Consider the following 15,559-nt stretch of genomic DNA (forward strand, 5'->3'; position numbering starts at 1 on the left):
CACGCGACGCGTTTTTCGCGATGTAGCGCCTCACATCTCGAGCCTTGCGTCGCTGTTTTCCTTTAATTCGGAAAACTTCCGCAGATCTCGGCGCCGTCGACACTGCCGTAATTAATTGAGTTTATGTTGTTTTCTGGTGCCCAGGGGCGGAATCGAACCACCGACACTGCGATTTTCAGTCGCATGCTCTACCAACTGAGCTACCTGGGCCCGCGCTCGGCGCGTGGAGGGGCTTATAGAAAGGGCTTGGCCACTTGTCCAGCGGGTTCGCACACTTTTTCGACGCCCTTGCGGGACGGCGCCGCTTCCCCTAAACCGCCCCGGGTAGAGTGGAGGCGAAATGAGCGACATCAGGCGAATTGGCGCGGGTCCGCGCATGAGCAAGGCGGTCGTGCGCGGCAACGCCGTTTACACGGCCGGGCAGGTCGCGGAACAGACCAAGGGCGGCTCGGTCGCCGACCAGACCCGCGAGATTCTCGGCCTCATCGACGCCTTGCTCGTCGAGGCGGGAACCGAGAAGTCGAAAATCCTGTCCGCCACCATCTATCTTTCCGACATTTCGACCTTCGCCGAGATGAACGGCGTCTGGGACGTCTGGGTGGACAAGCAGAACCCGCCCGCCCGCGCCACCGTCGAGGCGAAGCTCGTCGCCCCCGACTACAAGGTCGAAATCGCCGTCATCGCGGCGAAGTGACGCCAGTCAGCGGATTCTCCGGATCATAGGCGTAGCGCAGCGTCTCGAAACGCATCGCCAGCGTGTCGATCAGCAGCAGGCGGCCGACGAGAGCCTCGCCGAAGCCCACGATCTCGCGAATGACTTCCAGCGCCATCATCGCGCCGACGATCCCGGTCAACGCGCCCAGAACGCCCGCCTCCTCGCAGCTCGGGACGGTTCCGGGCGGCGGGGGCTCGGGGAAGAGGCAGCGATAGGTGGGATTAGGCTTGCCGTCCGGCCCGGTTTCGAACGGCCGCAGGGTCGTAAGTGAGGCGTCGAAACCGCCGACGGCGGCGGTCACGAGCGGCTTTCTTTCGAAGAAACACGCGTCGGAGACGAGATAGCGCGTGGCGAAATTATCCGACCCGTCCGCGACGACGTCATAGTCCGCAATCAGCGCACGCGCGTTTCCTTCTGTGAGCCGCAGCGCATGGGGCTCGACTCTAACATGCGGGTTGAGTCGCGCGATGGCGTCGCGAGCGCTTTCGACCTTCGCCCGGCCGACGTCCGGCGTGTCGTGAATCACCTGGCGTTGCAGATTGGAGAGCGTAACGGCGTCATCGTCGACAATGCCGAGAACGCCCGTTCCGGCGGCGGCGAGATATTGCAGGAGCGGCGCGCCCAGCCCCCCGGCGCCGATCGCCAGCACGCGCGCGTTCTTGAGGTTCTGCTGCCCCGGCCCGCCGATTTCGCGCAGCACGAGATGGCGGGCGTAGCGTTCGATCTCCTCGGGCGTGAGACTCATACGGGCTCCAGGCGCAGGCGGCGTTTCAGCGCGAGCTGACGCAAACGGCTCGCCGCGAAGGAGCATATAGCCGCTCCGCCGCCCGGCCTCCAGCCGAGAGATGCGCCGGGAGAGCCCCGGCGATCAAGGCTGGACGGCCTGGCCCTTGTCCACCGCCTGGCGCTTTTCCCCCGATTCCCTCAGCGCCGCCACGCCGACGCCGCCCAGCGAGGCCGCCCCGCGCGCATAGGCGATATTGTCGAGAAATTGCCGCGCGCAATTCTCCCAGGTGAAGGTCAGGGCGTGGGCGCGCGCCGCCGCGCGCGGCATGTCGAGCGCCATGAGCGCCGCGGCGCGCAGGTCCTCGCTCAAGACGCCGGCGCCGCTCGATCCGATGACGTCGAGCGGCCCCATGACGGGGAAGGCCGCGACGGGAAGGCCGCAGGCCAGAGCCTCGATGAGGACGACGCCGAAGGTGTCCGTGCGGCTGGGAAAGACAAAGACGTCCGAGGCCGCGTAAAGGCCGGCCAGTTCCGCCGGCGTCTTGAAGCCGAGAAAGCGCGCCTGCGGAAAGCGCGCCTGAAGCGCCGCCCGCGCCGGCCCGTCCCCCGCCACGAGCTTCGTTCCCGGCAGATCGAGCGCGAGAAAGGCCTCGATGTTCTTCTCGACCGCGACGCGGCCGGCGTAGAGAAAAATCGGCCGGGGGAAATCGACGGGGACTTTGGCCGCGGGGGTGAAGACGTCGTGGTCGACGCCGCGGGACCAGCGCAGCAGGCGGCGGAAGCCGCGCGTGTCGAGCTCCCGCGCGAGGCTCGGGGTGGCGACCATGACGCCTGCGCCGGCATTATGGAAGCGGCGCAGCGCCGCATAGGACCAGTCCACCGGCAGCCCCGTACGCGCATGGATATATTCGGGAAAGCGCGTGTGGAAGGATGTCGTGAAAACCCGTTCGTCGCGCAGGCAGACCGCGCGCGTCGCCAGCCCGATGGGACCTTCGGTGGCGATGTGGATATGGTCGTAGCCCGCGGCGAGACGGCGGCGCACGGCCCGGGGCGAAGCGAGCGCAAGGGAAATCTCGCGATAAGTGGGCATGGGGACGCAGCAGAAGTCCTGCGGCGTCAGGAAATCGAGCGTGGCGCCGAGCGGGACCGCCGCCTCGGCGAGCGATTCGAGCGAACGTACGACCCCATTGACCTGCGGACGCCAGGCGTCAGTCGCGACCAGTATGCGCATTTACGCAGCCGCCGCTCTTGGCGCGGGCAGCGCTTTCACCTCAATGGAGGAGGCTGCGCGCTCGGCCGCCGTCATGCGCCAGTCGAGCACTTCGAAACTGCCGTCGTCATGCTCGGCGACCGCCGTGCAGCTTTCGACGAAGTCGCCGGTGTTCACGTATAAGATTCCGTCGATCGTCTTGATCGTCGCGTGATGAATATGGCCGCAGACGACGCCGTCGACGCCGCGGCGCTCGGCTTCGGCTGCGAGCGTCTTCTCATAGTCGCCGATGAAATTGACAGCGTTCTTGACCTTGTATTTGGCCCAGGCGGAGAGCGACCAGTAGCCGACGCCGAAGAGCCTGCGGGCGCGGTTGAACCATGTGTTGGCGGCGATGGCGACGTCATAGGCCCAGTCGCCGAGATGGGCGAGCCAGCGCGCATTGCGCACGACGATGTCGAACTGGTCGCCATGGATCACGAGCATTTTCTTACCCGCCGCCGTCTCGTGCACGGCGTGGTCGACGACGTCGATTCCGCCAAAGGTGAGACCCGTGTAGTCGCGGGCGAACTCGTCATGATTGCCGGGCACGTAGATGACGCGCGCGCCCTTGCGGGCCTTGCGAAGCAGCTTCTGCACCACGTCGTTGTGGGCCTGCGGCCAGTGCCAGCCCTTGCGCAGTTTCCAGCCGTCGACGATGTCCCCAACGAGATAGATCGTGTCCGCGTCATTATGCCGAAGAAAGTCGAGGAGGAGATGCGCCTGCGCCGCCTTCGCGCCGAGATGCAAGTCCGAGAGGAAGAGGGTCCGGTAGCGCCTGGGGTCCGGCTCCGGCCCGCCCGGCAAATGCATATTTTTGTCTTCGGCCATGAGCGCCTGCGCCTCCCGCCGGTTGTGACGTTCAGACGTCGTTTCAACAGAGCGAGGTCACAATCCGATGACAGCGAAACGGCGGCCGCATTGACGCAACGGCCCGGCGTTCGATATTTCGAACGAAACCGGGTATTGTTCCGCACGAATCTGGGAGACAGGGAGGGCCGCCGGGCCAAAGGTCCGGCGCAGACAGAATGGGCGTCGAAGGGAAGGAAAAGCACAAGATTCTGGAGGCGGGGGCGCTCGCGCTCTCGGGGCAGCTCGGCGCGACGATCCAGCGGCTGCGCAAGGCCTATAATCTGTCGCTGTCGGAGCTTTCGCAACAATCCGGCGTCGCCAAGTCGATCATCAGCCAGATCGAGCGCAATGAGACCAATCCCACGCTGGCGACCATCTGGCGCCTCGCCCAGGCGCTCGACGTCTCGATCGAGCGCGTCCTGCAGACGACGGAGGACGAGCCTTTTCTCGAAAAGACGAGCAAGGCCGACACGCCGATTCTGCTTTCGGACGACGGCAAGTGTCGCCTCGCCATCATCGGCTGGATCAAGACCGTAGAATGGCTTCAGGCTTATGAGCTGTCAGCCGATCCGGGCGGCGTCCTCGAATCCGACGCCCACCAGCGCGGCTCGGTCGAGAGCCTGTCGGTGCGCGAGGGCGAGCTCGAAGTCGAGGTCGGGGGCGTGCGGGAGACCGTCAAGGCGGGAGAGACGCTGCGCTACCGCTGCGACCGGCGCCACGTGATCCGCAATCCGGGCAAGACGCAGGCTCAGGCGACGATGATCTGCATGCTGAAGGCGGCGGTGATGGAGTAGGGGACGCCCCTCTCCGACCCTCCCGGGCCGTGGAACGCGATTCCCGTTGCGCCTTCTCCCCTCGAGGGAGAAGGCGACCCTGCGAAGCGCCGTTGGAGGATCGTCCTCCTTCGCTTCTTGGCTAGCTTGTCCCTTACGACAGCCCGCCGACGTGCTTTTGCGCGTAGAGCTGCACGCCCAGCTGCTTGATCAGCTCCTGCTGGGTCTCGAGGAAGTCGATGTGACCCTCTTCGCTCTTGATGATGCGCTCGAAGAGCTCCATCGAGACGCGGTCGTTGACTGAATCGCAATAGACCGCGGCCTCGATATAGGCTTCGCGCGCCGCGATTTCCGTCGCTAGATCCGCGGCGATGATTTCCTCGACCGTCTGGCCGATGCGCAGCGGGTCGAGCACCTGCATATTGGGAAAGCCTTCGAGAAAAAGGATGCGCTTGGTGAAGTCGTCGGCGTGGCGCATTTCCTCGATCGATTCCTCGCGCCACTTCTTGGCGAGTTCGAGATAGCCCCAATTGTCGAAGAAGCGATAATGCAGCCAGTATTGGTTGACGGCGGTCAGTTCCGCGCGCAGTCCGCGATTGAGATATTCGATAACCTTCGCGTCGCCGCGCATGTGCAATTCCTTTCCATGATCATGGTCACGCCGCCAGTCCGTCGGCGCGGCAGCTGTCACAATCGCCGCTTCCGCCGCATTCGTCCAGTCTAGCCGCCGCATGCTGATCCACGATCGAGACGATGCTGCGAACGCAGCGCCCGCACTTGGCCTCACAGCCCATGTTGCGGAAAACCGACGCGACCGAGGGTCGGTCACTGCGCGAATGGAGCGTTTCACGCACATCACGGTCGGAGAGGACGTTACAGGAACAGACGATCATCCGTTTCGCCTAGTTTGGAAAGATTGCAAACTACCTTTTACATCAGTAGGTTACAAAATTTCCCGTCTTTTGCAACCAGCCTGTGTCGGTTTTCCGACACGAGCGCGGCTGTCCCCCGTGGCGTCGCAAGGGACATGCCGACCAAATAGAATTTGGAAGCCTTCCAGTGAGGACAATCAGCCGCCGAGAAAAATGTGAAAATGCTGTGGAAAAACTGCCGCGGCCCCAACGGGAGCCGCGGCCCGGACAGGTCATTTCGAAGACTCACCAGCGCGGACCCCAGCCGGGTCCCCCCCAGCCGTAGCGATGACGCCAGCCCCACGGACCCGGACGCCAGCCATAGCGATGGGGCCAATAGGGTCGGTGGCCATACCCATAGCCGTAGCCGGGGCCGCGCCATCCGGGCGCGCAGCCCCAGGGCCCGCACCCCGCCTTTTCCACCTGCAGGCCGCGGTCGAGGCCGGGCGTCGCAGAGGCGGGAAAGACGGCGAGCGACATCCCGCCGGCCGCGACCAGCGCCGCGATGCTTTTGACCATGACGATTTTCATGACGCATCCTCCACGAGAGCCGAACGGGCTCTGTCCGAGTTCACCCCAAAAGAATGGCCGGTCCGCCTTGAACGGGCGCTGAAGCCGCCGTTCATCGACTGTCAAGGAAGGGCTCGCCATGGCGCGTTTTATCGGCGCGATCGACCAGGGAACGACAAGCACGCGCTTCATTGTCGTCGATGAGGCGGGCGAGATCCGCGCGGTCGATCAGCGCGAGCATGCGCAAATCTACCCGCGCCCCGGCTGGGTCGAGCATGACGCGGCCGAGATTCTCCAAAATGCGCGAGCGGCCATCGCCGGCGCGCTCGCCAGCGCGCGTCTGACTCCGGGCGACCTCGCCGCCGTCGGCGTCACAAATCAGCGTGAAACGAGCCTCTTGTGGGACCGCGCGACCGGAAGGCCGCTGCACAATGCGCTCGTCTGGATGGACATGCGCACACAGGCGGCGGCCGAGCGTCTCGCCGCAAAGGGCGCCGGCGGTCTCCTTCGCGCGAAAACCGGTCTGCCGCCCGCGGCCTATTTCTCGGGCCTGAAGCTCGCCTGGCTTCTCGACTCTCTTCCCGGCGCGCGCGGGAAGGCCGAGCGCGGCGAGGCGCTGTTCGGAACCATGGACAGCTGGCTCATTTGGAACATGACGGGCGGCCGTCATGTCACCGACGCCACAAACGCGTCGCGCACGCAGCTCATGAATCTCTCGACGCTCGACTGGGACGACGAATTGCTGACGCTCTTCGACATCCCGCGCGCCTGCCTGCCCGAAATCCGCTCTTCGAGCGAGCTTTACGGCGTCTGTCGCGATCCGCTCGCGGGCGTCCCGCTCGCCGGCGCGCTCGGCGATCAGCACGCCGCTTTGCTCGGGCAGGCCTGCGTCAGAGCGGGCGACGCCAAGAACACCTATGGCACGGGCTGCTTTCTGTTGATGAACACGGGCGAGACGCCGCGCCCTTCGCAAAGCGGCCTGCTCACGACGCTCGGCTACAAGCTCGGCGCCGCGCCGGCCGTCTATGCGCTCGAAGGCTCGATCGCCATCGCCGGCGCGCTGATTCAATGGCTGCGCGACAATCTCGGGCTTATCGAAAAAAGCGCCGACGTAGAGGCGCTGGCGCGGTCGGTCCCCGATAATGGCGACGTCTATTTCGTGCCCGCTTTTTCGGGGCTCTACGCGCCGCGCTGGCGTGGCGACGCGCGGGGGATCATCGCCGGGCTGACAAGATTTTCCAACAAGGGCCACATCGCCCGCGCCGCTCTGGAGGCGGCTGCGTATCAGACGCGCGAGGTGATGGCCGCCATGAGCGCCGATTCCGGCGTCGCGCTCTCCGAACTCAAGGTCGACGGCGGCATGGCGGCGAACGACCTGCTGATGCAGTTCCAGGCCGACATTCTGGGCGCCCCGGTGGTGCGGCCGCACCATCTCGAAACCACCGCCCTCGGCGCCGCCTACGCCGCCGGGCTCGCGGTTGGGTTCTTCAAAGGCGTCGACGACATCGCCGCCCATTGGCGGGCGGAGCGCCGCTTCGAGCCCGGCATGGGGGACGTGGAGCGCGCCCGGCTGGTGGCGTCGTGGGAGAAGGCCGTCGAGAGGTCGCTCGGCTGGTCAGCGTGAAGCGGCCGTTTCAGTCGAAATCGACTGTGAGGCCGTGCTTGGCCAGTTCCTTTTCGACCGCGTCCAATATTTGTTGCAGTTCGACGATGTCGATTTCTTTGTCCTGGTCAGGGGCGTCCCAGTGATCGATCTCATCGAGCCGCACGACGAAATCGGTTTCGTCGCCCGACTCCGCGTCGGGGGCTTCGGCGTGGATCGTCAGCGTGCGGCTGTCGTGGCGCACCCTGATCGCGCCCTCTGTCATCTCGACCTTGATCTTCATCCGCGCCATCGTCGCTCCTCCCGCAGCCCCAGTCTAAAGCAGCCCCGCCGCCGCCGCCGCCTTGCGCATCAGCGTCGGCAGGCCTTCCTTATCGAGATCGCTTAGCGCCGCCCAGCGGCCGGCGGAGCCGAGCGGCCGCGGCGATGTCGTCCTCGCCACGAAGACCGTGGCGCTCAACGCAAAATGGGTAAACACATGAGCGACGGATTCGGGCAGCGCCCGCCAGGCCGCGGGGCAGGGCGCGAAGCCGAGCCAGTCGTCGGGAGGCACGTCGCGGTCGAAGGGGGTCGCCGGGAATGCGCTCATGCCGCCAAGAAGCCCCTTGGGCGGGCGGCGGGCGAGAAGCGCGAAATCGCCGCGCTGCAGGACAAAAATGGCGCCGCGCCGCTTCGGCTTTTCGGCTTTCTTACCCTTGATCGGATATGCCTCCGCCACGCCGCACCGATAGGCGACGCAGTCGGCGGCGAGCGGGCAGGCGCCGCAATTCGGCGCGCGCGGCGTGCAGACCGTGGCGCCGAGGTCCATCAGCGCCTGCGCGAAATCTCCCGCCCGTGCGGCGGGAAGCATCTCCTCGACTTTTTCGCGCACGAGCGGCTTCGCCTGCCGCAAAGGGGCGGCGATGGCGTGGAGCCGCGCCATCACCCGCTCGACATTGCCGTCGATCGCCGCTGAGGGCGCGTCAAAGGCGATCGCCGCGATCGCTCCCGCCGTATAAGGCCCGACGCCGGGCAAGCCCCTGAGCGCGGCTTCGCTTTGAGGAAAGCGGCCGCCCAGCTCGCGGGCGACACGGCCCGCGCAGGCGTGAAGATTGCGGGCGCGGGCGTAATAGCCGAGACCCGCCCAGGCCGCGAGCACATCCTCCAGCGGCGCCGCCGCCAGCGCCTCGACCGTGGGCCATCGCGCCAGAAAGGCTTCGTAATAGCCCCTGACCGTCGCGACAGTGGTCTGTTGCAGCATGATTTCGGAAAGCCAGACCGCGTAAGGGTCCGCGCGCTCACCGGGCCCCGCCCGCCACGGCAGATCGCGCCGGTGGGCGTCGTACCAGGCGAGGAGCGCGGCGGCGCGCTTTCTCGGGGTTTGGAAAGGCTCTATCATCGCCGCAGCAATAGGCGGCGCGCCGGCGCCAAGGCAAGGGAAGGGAACCGCATGGGCGCCCCGCCGCGCGGGAAAAAACCAATCACCCGTTCGCTCGCCGAATATGTGCAACGGCAGATCGACCCCCTCGCGGCGCGGCAAGGCTTTGGGGAAGCGTCCCTGCTGATCCGGTGGCGGGAGATCGTCGGCGCCCGCGTCGCCAATCTATGTTCGCCCGAGCGGCTGCAATGGCCTGCTCGCGGCCGCAAGGCGGCGCCGGGGCGGCCGCAGGAGCCTGCGACCCTCGTCCTGCGGGTCGAGCCCGGCTTCGGCCTCGAAATTCAGCATATGGCGCCGGCGATTCTGGATCGCGTGAACGCCCATCTGGGCTGGCGGTGCGTCGACCGTGTGGCGCTGCGTCAACAGGCGCTGGACATTCGGGCGTCCGCACCGCCGGCGCGCCCCGCCCCGCCCGACCCCGCCCGGCGCGCAGCCGCCGAAGCCGCGACCGAGGGCGTGACCGAACCGGCGCTGCGGGCGGCGCTGGTGAAGCTCGGCGAACGAGCCTTGGCCGGTAAGCGAAAGGACGACCGGCCATAGAAAGGCGGGAAAGCCAGCGGCGCGGAACCCTGCGTCAGAACGCTTGCAATCCAGACCGCTTGCGAATAGTTTCGCGCCGCGTCGGGCCGCCATAGCTCAGTTGGTTAGAGCACCAGATTGTGGATCTGGGGGTCCCCCGTTCGAGCCGGGGTGGCGGTACCATTTTCTCTACAACTTTCGATGTACAGGCGCGCACTCGGATGCACTCTCGCGCAACCGGGAGACGCAAGCGCGGCCATTCGCGCGAGAGCGTGAAGCGCGAGCGTAGCCGCGTGGTTACCGCGCGGTTACAAGTTCGAAAAACGAGGACGGGCTGGGCCAGCTTTGCGCAGGTCCCCACCTATATGCAGGCAGCGGCCAGGGTAGACGCAAGCTCCCAGGAGGCCGATCACAGCACCAACGGCGCCCTGCCTCGCGTCCCAGTGGGAGTAGGCAGAGACCGTGCCAGGGCGTGAAGACGAGATGTTCGCACTCGGTGCTTTGCAGCGGCGTATCGAAATCCTGCTGACGAATGGTGATGGTCGCGACATTCTGATAGGCCGCCAATCCGTCGCCTTTCGGCTTCCATTCATCATTAGCGCTTTTGTTTCGTCCGGCCGAATGATCGCCGTCGCGTTAGAGTAACGCACCCAGGCCTTGTAACTCTTGCCCGGCGTCGCAAAGAGACCGACGCGATATTTCTCGGGGAGTCGGCGTTGACCGTGTAGTCCGCCTTGACGCAGCCATGCGCTTTGGGATGCACCGCGCGCCGCGCCATAGTCTCGCCAGTCGCGTCGCCGTAGCGCCGTGCGAGCAGCTTGTGCGTGAGATCGACCATCTCGTCAATCTCTTGCGTTTCGCCCTGTGGAACAGCTTCAAACTTGGTCACGCCCACGTCGGCGGCCCGGGTGACACAGATGGGGAGCGCCATGATTACTGCAAAAAGAATCTTTCTTCTTCATTCCGACACTCCCCAGAAAGCCGCACCAAACCGAAGGCGCGTGAACACGTGTCTTTACGAGGGGCAGAGGCCAACCCGCGAGGCGCAATATGAGCCAGGCTGTTCGATTACTGCCGCCCGCTCAGCATTTGCGACGCGCGCAACATTGAGACCATAAGTTTGGCCCGAGCGCCCATAGTGGCCTGCTCTCACTCGTCAGAAATCTCTCTTTCAGAACTGCACCGCCGCGCATCAGCAGTCTGTACCGTCAGCCGCGCCACCAATCGGGTTCCCGCCTCCATACTCAAGTTTGCAAGTCCGACGAAGACCGGCGCTTGGGGCTCCGCCTTGAATTGTCCGGCTTGGCTGATGTTCGAACTGCTAGAGCGACTCCGGGACTGGATTTCCAGTCGATAATCCCCGCTCGTTGCCCTGGCGCTAACAATGCGGCCGCGAAGGGACACGCTGCCTTTTTGATTCTCCACATCTATATTGCATTGAATTGCGGGCGCGTCGCCTAAGGCCATCAACCATCTCCATATCATCGAGATAAGAAGCGAGTCGGCAATGACGTTTCTGGTCGGAGCATAATGCCAGCACAGGGTCGCGGCTTCAGACTATGCCCTGAGGCGAGCGTCACCTGCAAGCTCGCTTTCGGGCCGCTTCATTCGGCGACGTTTCGCCCCATCTCCGCTCAGCTTGCCAGCCGACTAACGAAGAGCGACGATAACCGCCAATTGACAAGGTTGCCTCTTTGTCGACGAAAACGGCCTGAGTGCACTGGCTAGCGCTCGGGCCGAATTCTTATCTGGGCTCACGATGGCTGTGAGACGCGTGCCGGCCCTTCTGGCCGGCTTCCGACGCGAGCGTGTAGTTCCCGAGAAGCTGCGCTTGCAGGGGTCTACGCTCTGCCCACCCTTTTGCCTTGCGCGCGCAGCAAGTTCGGGGTTCTGGGGAAAACTTCGCTTCTCGTCTGGACGCTCTGACGCCGCCAACAAAAGCGGACGCCCCGCTTCTCCATTCGCCAGAATCGTCGGAGGACGGAGTGGACTTTTTGGCAGATTTTTGGTGGTCGAGCGCGCAACTTTCGCGTTCACAGGAGACCCTGCGAAAGCCGTCGAAATTACGCCTCATCCAGATGCGATTGCACGCCGCGTTCCCATTCGAGAACGAGGCCCTTTGTGAAGCGCTTAATCAAATTCCTTTGCACTGCAGCGATCGTCGTAGCGATGGGCGTCGGTCAGTCTAAGCCGGGAGTTGCAGGTGGCCACGGTGGTGGCGGAGGCGGCGGAGGCTTTGGTGGTCCTCATGGTGGAGGCGGCGGGTTTCCTGGCTTCTCTGGCGGAAGAGGAGGCTTCGGTGGCCCCCATGGCGGCGGCCTTGGCGGCTTGCTTGGCGGTTTCGGAGGGAGGGGGGGCCCCCATGGCGGCGGGGGCTTTGGTGGCCCTCATGGTGGAGGCGGCGGGTTTCCTGGCTTCTCTGGCGGAAGAGGAGGCTTCGGTGGCCCCCATGGCGGCGGCCTTGGCGGCTTGCTTGGTGGTTTCGGAGGGAGGGGCGGCGGGTTCGGTGGCCCCCATGGCGGCGGAGGCTTTGGTGGCTCTCATGGCGGCGGCGGCGGGTTTCCTGGCTTCTCTGGCGGAAGAGGGGGCTTCGGCGGCCCCCATGGCCGCGGCTTTGGTGACTTTGGAGGTGGCGGCTGGGGAGGAGGAAGGCGCGCAGGCGGTTACTCCGGCGGCCTAAGCGCTAGGGGTCTTGCCGGCCTTCATGGCGGTTTGGGCCCGAGTCGCGCTGGCTTCCTGGGGAGCGGCGGGTTCGGTGGCTGGGCAGGAGGCCACGGCGGTTTGGCGCGCCTGGCCGGTTACGGCGGCTGGAATGGTTTTCGCAGCGGTTGGGACCATGGTGGCTGGGGCGGTTGGTCGGTAGGCTGGGGTGGCCGTGATGGTTGGGGTGGCTACGGCTGGCGCGGCTGGAATAGTATCGATGGTTGGGGCGGTTACGCTGGTTGGGCTGTTTGGCCTGGCGCTTGGGGCTGGGGTGGTTGGCCGTATAGTTGGGTTGCCTACGATGGGTGGGTGGCTTGGCCTGGCTTTTGGAGTGGGCCCTGGGGCGGCTGGCCAATCGCATATGACGCCTGGGGTGTCTGGCCTGGCATTTGGGGCTGGGATTTATGGCCTCTTTGGGCCGGTCTGACCCTGGCCAGCGCCTATGCGTGGGACGTGGCCTATGCACCCTATGCATATCCCGTTCCCGCCTATGAGTATCCTCTCTATGGTTTTGGGTATCCCCTGGCTGACTATCCCGAGCCTGCTTTCGACTCCCCGGCATCCTACGCAGTTTACGGAGTGCCGCTTTGGTAAGGTTTCAGCATGGTCGCTGAAAGAACGCCGTATGCGGCCCCTCTCGGCCGCCGATCTCACAAGAGGAACAACAGCAGGATGAACAAGTTCACAGTTGCCTCAGTGGCTTTAGCCATCAGCATGGCTTTTTGCACGATCAGTGCACAAGCACGCGGGGCGAGATCAAGTAATCAAGATTCTGCCGACCAAGGCGCGACGTGCCGCATGAACGAACACGTCGACGGTCAACTCGGCTTTATACAAGCGGAGCTTAAAATATCAGAGGCGCAGGTCCCCCAGTGGAATGTCTTCGCTGGCGCATTCCGCGCGGATAAAGAAAAGCAAGCTCAGCTTTGCGCAGCGGCGCAAGAACAGGCCCGTTCAATGGCGACTGCCCCTCTTCCCGCTTCAATGGGGATCATGGCTGATCGTTTGACGGCGCGGTTGGACTCCGTACGGGCGATGCAGGCGGCGATCGCGCCACTCTACGCCATTTTGACTCCAGAACAGAAGAAAAAGGCTGACGAAATCATGAAAGGCGTCTCAGGAATGTGATGCTGATTAATAGAGTGGGGTGAACTCCATCCTCACCGTGTCCTCCCAAGGAAGTTCCCATTTACGATGCGATGATTCAGCGCGCCGTCGACTTGTTAGAGAGCGGAACTCTATTGGATGCGGCTAAGTCGCCGATATGGCTGGCGAAGCAGTCGCTATATGCGTTACGCCCCCTGCGATGGATATTGAAAGCGTCTCCTTTCGATACTGCCCGGGCGTGGCCGCATCGAGTGATAGCGCACTGACAACGCAAGTCTCCCTCTCTCGATCGAAGTTTGCTTTACGAGCTTATTTCACGTTTCGAGCCAAGGTGCGTTGAGCCGACAGCGTCATCTAAAATCCACTTTCCCCCGAGCCAGAAGTCCAATTGCTCCGGCCAACACATGAGTCCATTGTTTGGCGCGAAGGTTAGTTCACCTAAAAATGGCCGCTCTGCATGATCCAGAAGAAAGTCAACTCTCACATATCGAAATTGACTGCCGATGCATGACGCGAGGTGCTTTAGGGTCCGTTTGGTTTCGAAGGCAAATGAAATATCCAACCTGGGCGCCTCGCTGCACTGAGGAAGGGGAACGAAGTCGGAATCAAGCCAGAGTGATTTTTCCACGGTTCCCGAGCGGCTTTTCTTACACGCCGTAATCATGTGCACGGTCCCATGGAAAACATGAAACATGACTGCAACTGAATTCTCCTCGTCGCAAACCGATTCTTCGAGGAAGATTTCTTTTTTGAAGCAGCTATACCACCATTCCCCGTGTTGAAGCCCGTAGGCGCTCTCTAGCCATTTCTTAGTACATTCCTCTGCCGCCGACCGATCTTGGTCCGACAAAGGGTAGGATAGTCGTTTGACAAAGCCGCTGCCGTGATTAGCCTTCAAATAATAATCGCCGGCTGCAACTTCACCATTGTTGGGCAATTGAAAGAAAGCCGAACGCCAAACCACTGTCGGGCACGAAATCGCGCCCTCAAGTTCTGGAGGTATGAACTTTTCCGTTGAGAGCTTATCCCCGCTTTCCGGCACGCGTAACTCGGAGAAAAACTTCGCCCAAGTGATTTTTTCATTCAGGCGCTGTGGGGTCATGAGCTTTGGATAGACGCCATGGTACAATTTGTAGTCGTAGATGGCTTTTGCGATTGCATCTATGAGATCGCGCCTCGCATAAAAATTGATTCCGCGCGAATAGCCAGCCCGGGGCGGTTTCTTGAAAATTGATCCAGGCTGCCTTTCCAAGCGCCTAACCAAACGCTGTGAAGTGATCTTGGCGTAACGCTTTCGGATGAAATCCTGCCCGACCTGTCCCGTCTTCAGCAGGGGCGCGGGTAAAAATGCTTTCAAAAAGACTCTGATGCCCGCGTTCATGTGAACCTGTATTTTTGGAGATTGAAACGGTCAAAGCTTTTCTTCATTCACAACTCTCATAGAAGTTTAGGCCTCACTGAAGGCCTTGGAGCGCATATGGTGAGTTTGGCTGTCGCTCGATTTGCTTGGCTACATTCCGGGCAAGCGGCGCGGCGCACCCCCGAGGTTGTTTCTTGCATTTCAGCTAGAGGGCTTGACCCCACGAAAGAAAAGCAACTCCCATGGCATGACTATCTTGTCTCTATCTCTTTTCAAGCCGAACTGTGTAGCCAGAATTTCAATTAAAACATCATGCGTCAGTCCTTCAAGGTCAAATAGTCTGGTTACGTAGAAGAAAACGGCATCATACGAATCGAATATCCAGTCACAATTAAGAAGTTCGCTTGACGTTTGCTCGAAGCCGACATCATCCAGTGTCGTCAGAAAGTCCCTTTCGACATATGCTCCGACATGGCCAGTCTTGCTATACGTATTCACAAACTCGTCAAGAAAAGTATGGACTTTGGAGTTGCGCTGCACTTCTCCAAAAGCAAGTACTCCGTTTGCCCGCAAAACGCGAAACGCGCCATCGACGTAGGCTCTCTTTTCTTCTTCGCCGGCATGATGTATCGGCACGATGGAGAGCACCGCGTCGAACCGATCGTTTTCAAAATTTGCAAGAGTCCAGTTTGTCAGATCGATATGTCCAGCATCCGCGGATTTCACCTCCATCATGTCGGCTCTAACTACCTTCGTTTTGGGCAGGAGCCGTTCGATGATGCGGCCCTCCGCTGGCGCCTCCAGAACAGATTCTGGACGTCGCAGGTCGGCGAAGTTCACGAGAGCTTCGAATTCACGCGCACGAATCGTAGGAAATTGAGTGGCAAGCCTTATGTAGTCACCGATGTGCGTAGCAAATCGAGAGCCATAGGGTGTGAAATTCGTTTCGTTTGCGCCCATATGGATTTTGCCTTCGATTCTTGGAATTCATGTTTAGCCAAAAGCCCCCGAACACGGCTTTTGGCAGATGGAACGTCCCAAGAATTTAGAATATAGGTATTTTTGAGGCTTTGGGGTGCGGCCATGCTCTGGACGATTTAAACATGCCTTCCCC

The 15,559-nt window shown here is 62.5% G+C and carries 17 protein-coding genes, 2 tRNA genes and 1 pseudogene; 7 read left to right on the forward strand and 13 right to left on the reverse strand.

The window, feature by feature from the left end; translation table 11 throughout:
• Positions 1-134 precede the first annotated feature (134 nt).
• Positions 135-210, reverse strand: a tRNA-Phe gene (locus RVU70_RS09905).
• Positions 211-340: 130 nt separating this feature from the next.
• On the opposite strand from RVU70_RS09905, the gene RVU70_RS09910 reads away from it, so the two are divergent.
• Positions 341-694 carry a RidA family protein gene (locus tag RVU70_RS09910; protein WP_363345771.1) on the forward strand — a complete coding sequence of 118 codons (354 nt, stop codon included), beginning with the start codon at positions 341-343 and terminating at the stop codon, positions 692-694.
• Here the strand turns inward: RVU70_RS09910 and RVU70_RS09915 are convergent.
• From RVU70_RS09915 to RVU70_RS09925, 3 genes are all read right to left on the reverse strand, one after another.
• Positions 678-1,460, reverse strand: coding sequence for a molybdopterin-synthase adenylyltransferase MoeB (locus tag RVU70_RS09915; RefSeq protein WP_363345773.1), 783 nt, complete (start codon positions 1,458-1,460; stop codon positions 678-680). The genes RVU70_RS09910 and RVU70_RS09915 overlap by 17 nt on opposite strands.
• A gap of 123 nt (positions 1,461-1,583) precedes the next feature.
• Positions 1,584-2,672, reverse strand: coding sequence for a glycosyltransferase family 1 protein (locus RVU70_RS09920; protein WP_363345775.1), 1,089 nt, complete (start codon positions 2,670-2,672; stop codon positions 1,584-1,586).
• Positions 2,673-3,521, reverse strand: coding sequence for a UDP-2,3-diacylglucosamine diphosphatase (locus RVU70_RS09925; RefSeq protein ID WP_363345777.1), 849 nt, complete (start codon positions 3,519-3,521; stop codon positions 2,673-2,675).
• A 197-nt stretch (positions 3,522-3,718) separates the two neighbouring features.
• On the opposite strand from RVU70_RS09925, the gene RVU70_RS09930 reads away from it, so the two are divergent.
• Positions 3,719-4,336 (forward strand): XRE family transcriptional regulator, encoded by a 618-nt coding sequence (locus RVU70_RS09930; protein ID WP_363345779.1) that lies wholly within the window; start codon positions 3,719-3,721, stop codon positions 4,334-4,336.
• A 133-nt stretch (positions 4,337-4,469) separates the two neighbouring features.
• Here RVU70_RS09930 and bfr read toward each other — a convergent pair whose 3' ends face one another.
• The 3 genes from bfr to RVU70_RS09945 form a co-directional block, all read right to left on the reverse strand.
• Positions 4,470-4,946: a bacterioferritin gene (bfr, locus tag RVU70_RS09935; protein WP_363345781.1), complete on the reverse strand. Its 477-nt coding sequence runs from the start codon at positions 4,944-4,946 to the stop codon at positions 4,470-4,472.
• Between the two features lie 25 nt (positions 4,947-4,971).
• Positions 4,972-5,208, reverse strand: coding sequence for a (2Fe-2S)-binding protein (locus RVU70_RS09940; protein WP_363345783.1), 237 nt, complete (start codon positions 5,206-5,208; stop codon positions 4,972-4,974).
• A gap of 264 nt (positions 5,209-5,472) precedes the next feature.
• Positions 5,473-5,757, reverse strand: a complete 285-nt coding sequence (locus RVU70_RS09945) for a hypothetical protein (RefSeq protein WP_363345785.1) — start codon at positions 5,755-5,757, stop codon at positions 5,473-5,475.
• Between the two features lie 118 nt (positions 5,758-5,875).
• Between RVU70_RS09945 and glpK the strand changes: the two genes are divergently transcribed.
• Positions 5,876-7,360 carry a glycerol kinase GlpK gene (glpK, locus tag RVU70_RS09950; protein ID WP_363345787.1) on the forward strand — a complete coding sequence of 495 codons (1,485 nt, stop codon included), beginning with the start codon at positions 5,876-5,878 and terminating at the stop codon, positions 7,358-7,360.
• A gap of 10 nt (positions 7,361-7,370) precedes the next feature.
• Here glpK and RVU70_RS09955 read toward each other — a convergent pair whose 3' ends face one another.
• Both RVU70_RS09955 and mutY read right to left on the reverse strand, forming a co-directional pair.
• Positions 7,371-7,631: an Imm74 family immunity protein gene (locus tag RVU70_RS09955; protein WP_363345789.1), complete on the reverse strand. Its 261-nt coding sequence runs from the start codon at positions 7,629-7,631 to the stop codon at positions 7,371-7,373.
• A 24-nt stretch (positions 7,632-7,655) separates the two neighbouring features.
• Entirely contained in the window at positions 7,656-8,717 is a 1,062-nt protein-coding gene (gene mutY / locus RVU70_RS09960) for an A/G-specific adenine glycosylase (protein WP_363345791.1), read from the reverse strand.
• A 51-nt stretch (positions 8,718-8,768) separates the two neighbouring features.
• Here mutY and RVU70_RS09965 point away from each other — a divergent pair, with 51 nt between their 5' ends.
• Positions 8,769-9,296 (forward strand): DciA family protein, encoded by a 528-nt coding sequence (locus RVU70_RS09965; RefSeq protein WP_363345793.1) that lies wholly within the window; start codon positions 8,769-8,771, stop codon positions 9,294-9,296.
• Positions 9,297-9,381: 85 nt separating this feature from the next.
• Positions 9,382-9,458: transfer RNA gene (locus RVU70_RS09970), tRNA-His, on the forward strand.
• A gap of 966 nt (positions 9,459-10,424) precedes the next feature.
• On the opposite strand, the gene csgH is transcribed toward RVU70_RS09970, so the two are convergent.
• Entirely contained in the window at positions 10,425-10,760 is a 336-nt protein-coding gene (gene csgH / locus RVU70_RS09975; RefSeq protein ID WP_363345795.1) for a curli-like amyloid fiber formation chaperone CsgH, read from the reverse strand.
• 259 nt (positions 10,761-11,019) lie between these two features.
• Positions 11,020-11,243: pseudogene (locus RVU70_RS09980) on the reverse strand (general stress protein).
• 235 nt (positions 11,244-11,478) lie between these two features.
• Here RVU70_RS09980 and RVU70_RS09985 point away from each other — a divergent pair.
• Together RVU70_RS09985 and RVU70_RS09990 are read left to right on the forward strand one after the other, a co-directional pair.
• On the forward strand, positions 11,479-11,955 hold the full coding sequence (locus RVU70_RS09985; RefSeq protein WP_363345797.1) for a hypothetical protein: 477 nt from the start codon (positions 11,479-11,481) through the stop codon (positions 11,953-11,955).
• 695 nt (positions 11,956-12,650) lie between these two features.
• Complete coding sequence (locus tag RVU70_RS09990) at positions 12,651-13,106, forward strand: Spy/CpxP family protein refolding chaperone (RefSeq protein WP_363345799.1); 456 nt, start codon at positions 12,651-12,653, stop codon at positions 13,104-13,106.
• 280 nt (positions 13,107-13,386) lie between these two features.
• On the opposite strand, the gene RVU70_RS09995 is transcribed toward RVU70_RS09990, so the two are convergent.
• Entirely contained in the window at positions 13,387-14,466 is a 1,080-nt protein-coding gene (locus tag RVU70_RS09995) for an ATP-grasp fold amidoligase family protein (protein ID WP_363345801.1), read from the reverse strand.
• A 180-nt stretch (positions 14,467-14,646) separates the two neighbouring features.
• Complete coding sequence (locus tag RVU70_RS10000) at positions 14,647-15,405, reverse strand: class I SAM-dependent methyltransferase (protein WP_363345803.1); 759 nt, start codon at positions 15,403-15,405, stop codon at positions 14,647-14,649.
• Positions 15,406-15,559: the final 154 nt, after the last annotated feature.

The sequence above is a fragment of the Methylocystis echinoides genome, from assembly GCF_040687965.1.
GTDB classification, from domain to species: Bacteria; Pseudomonadota; Alphaproteobacteria; order Rhizobiales; family Beijerinckiaceae; genus Methylocystis; species Methylocystis echinoides_A.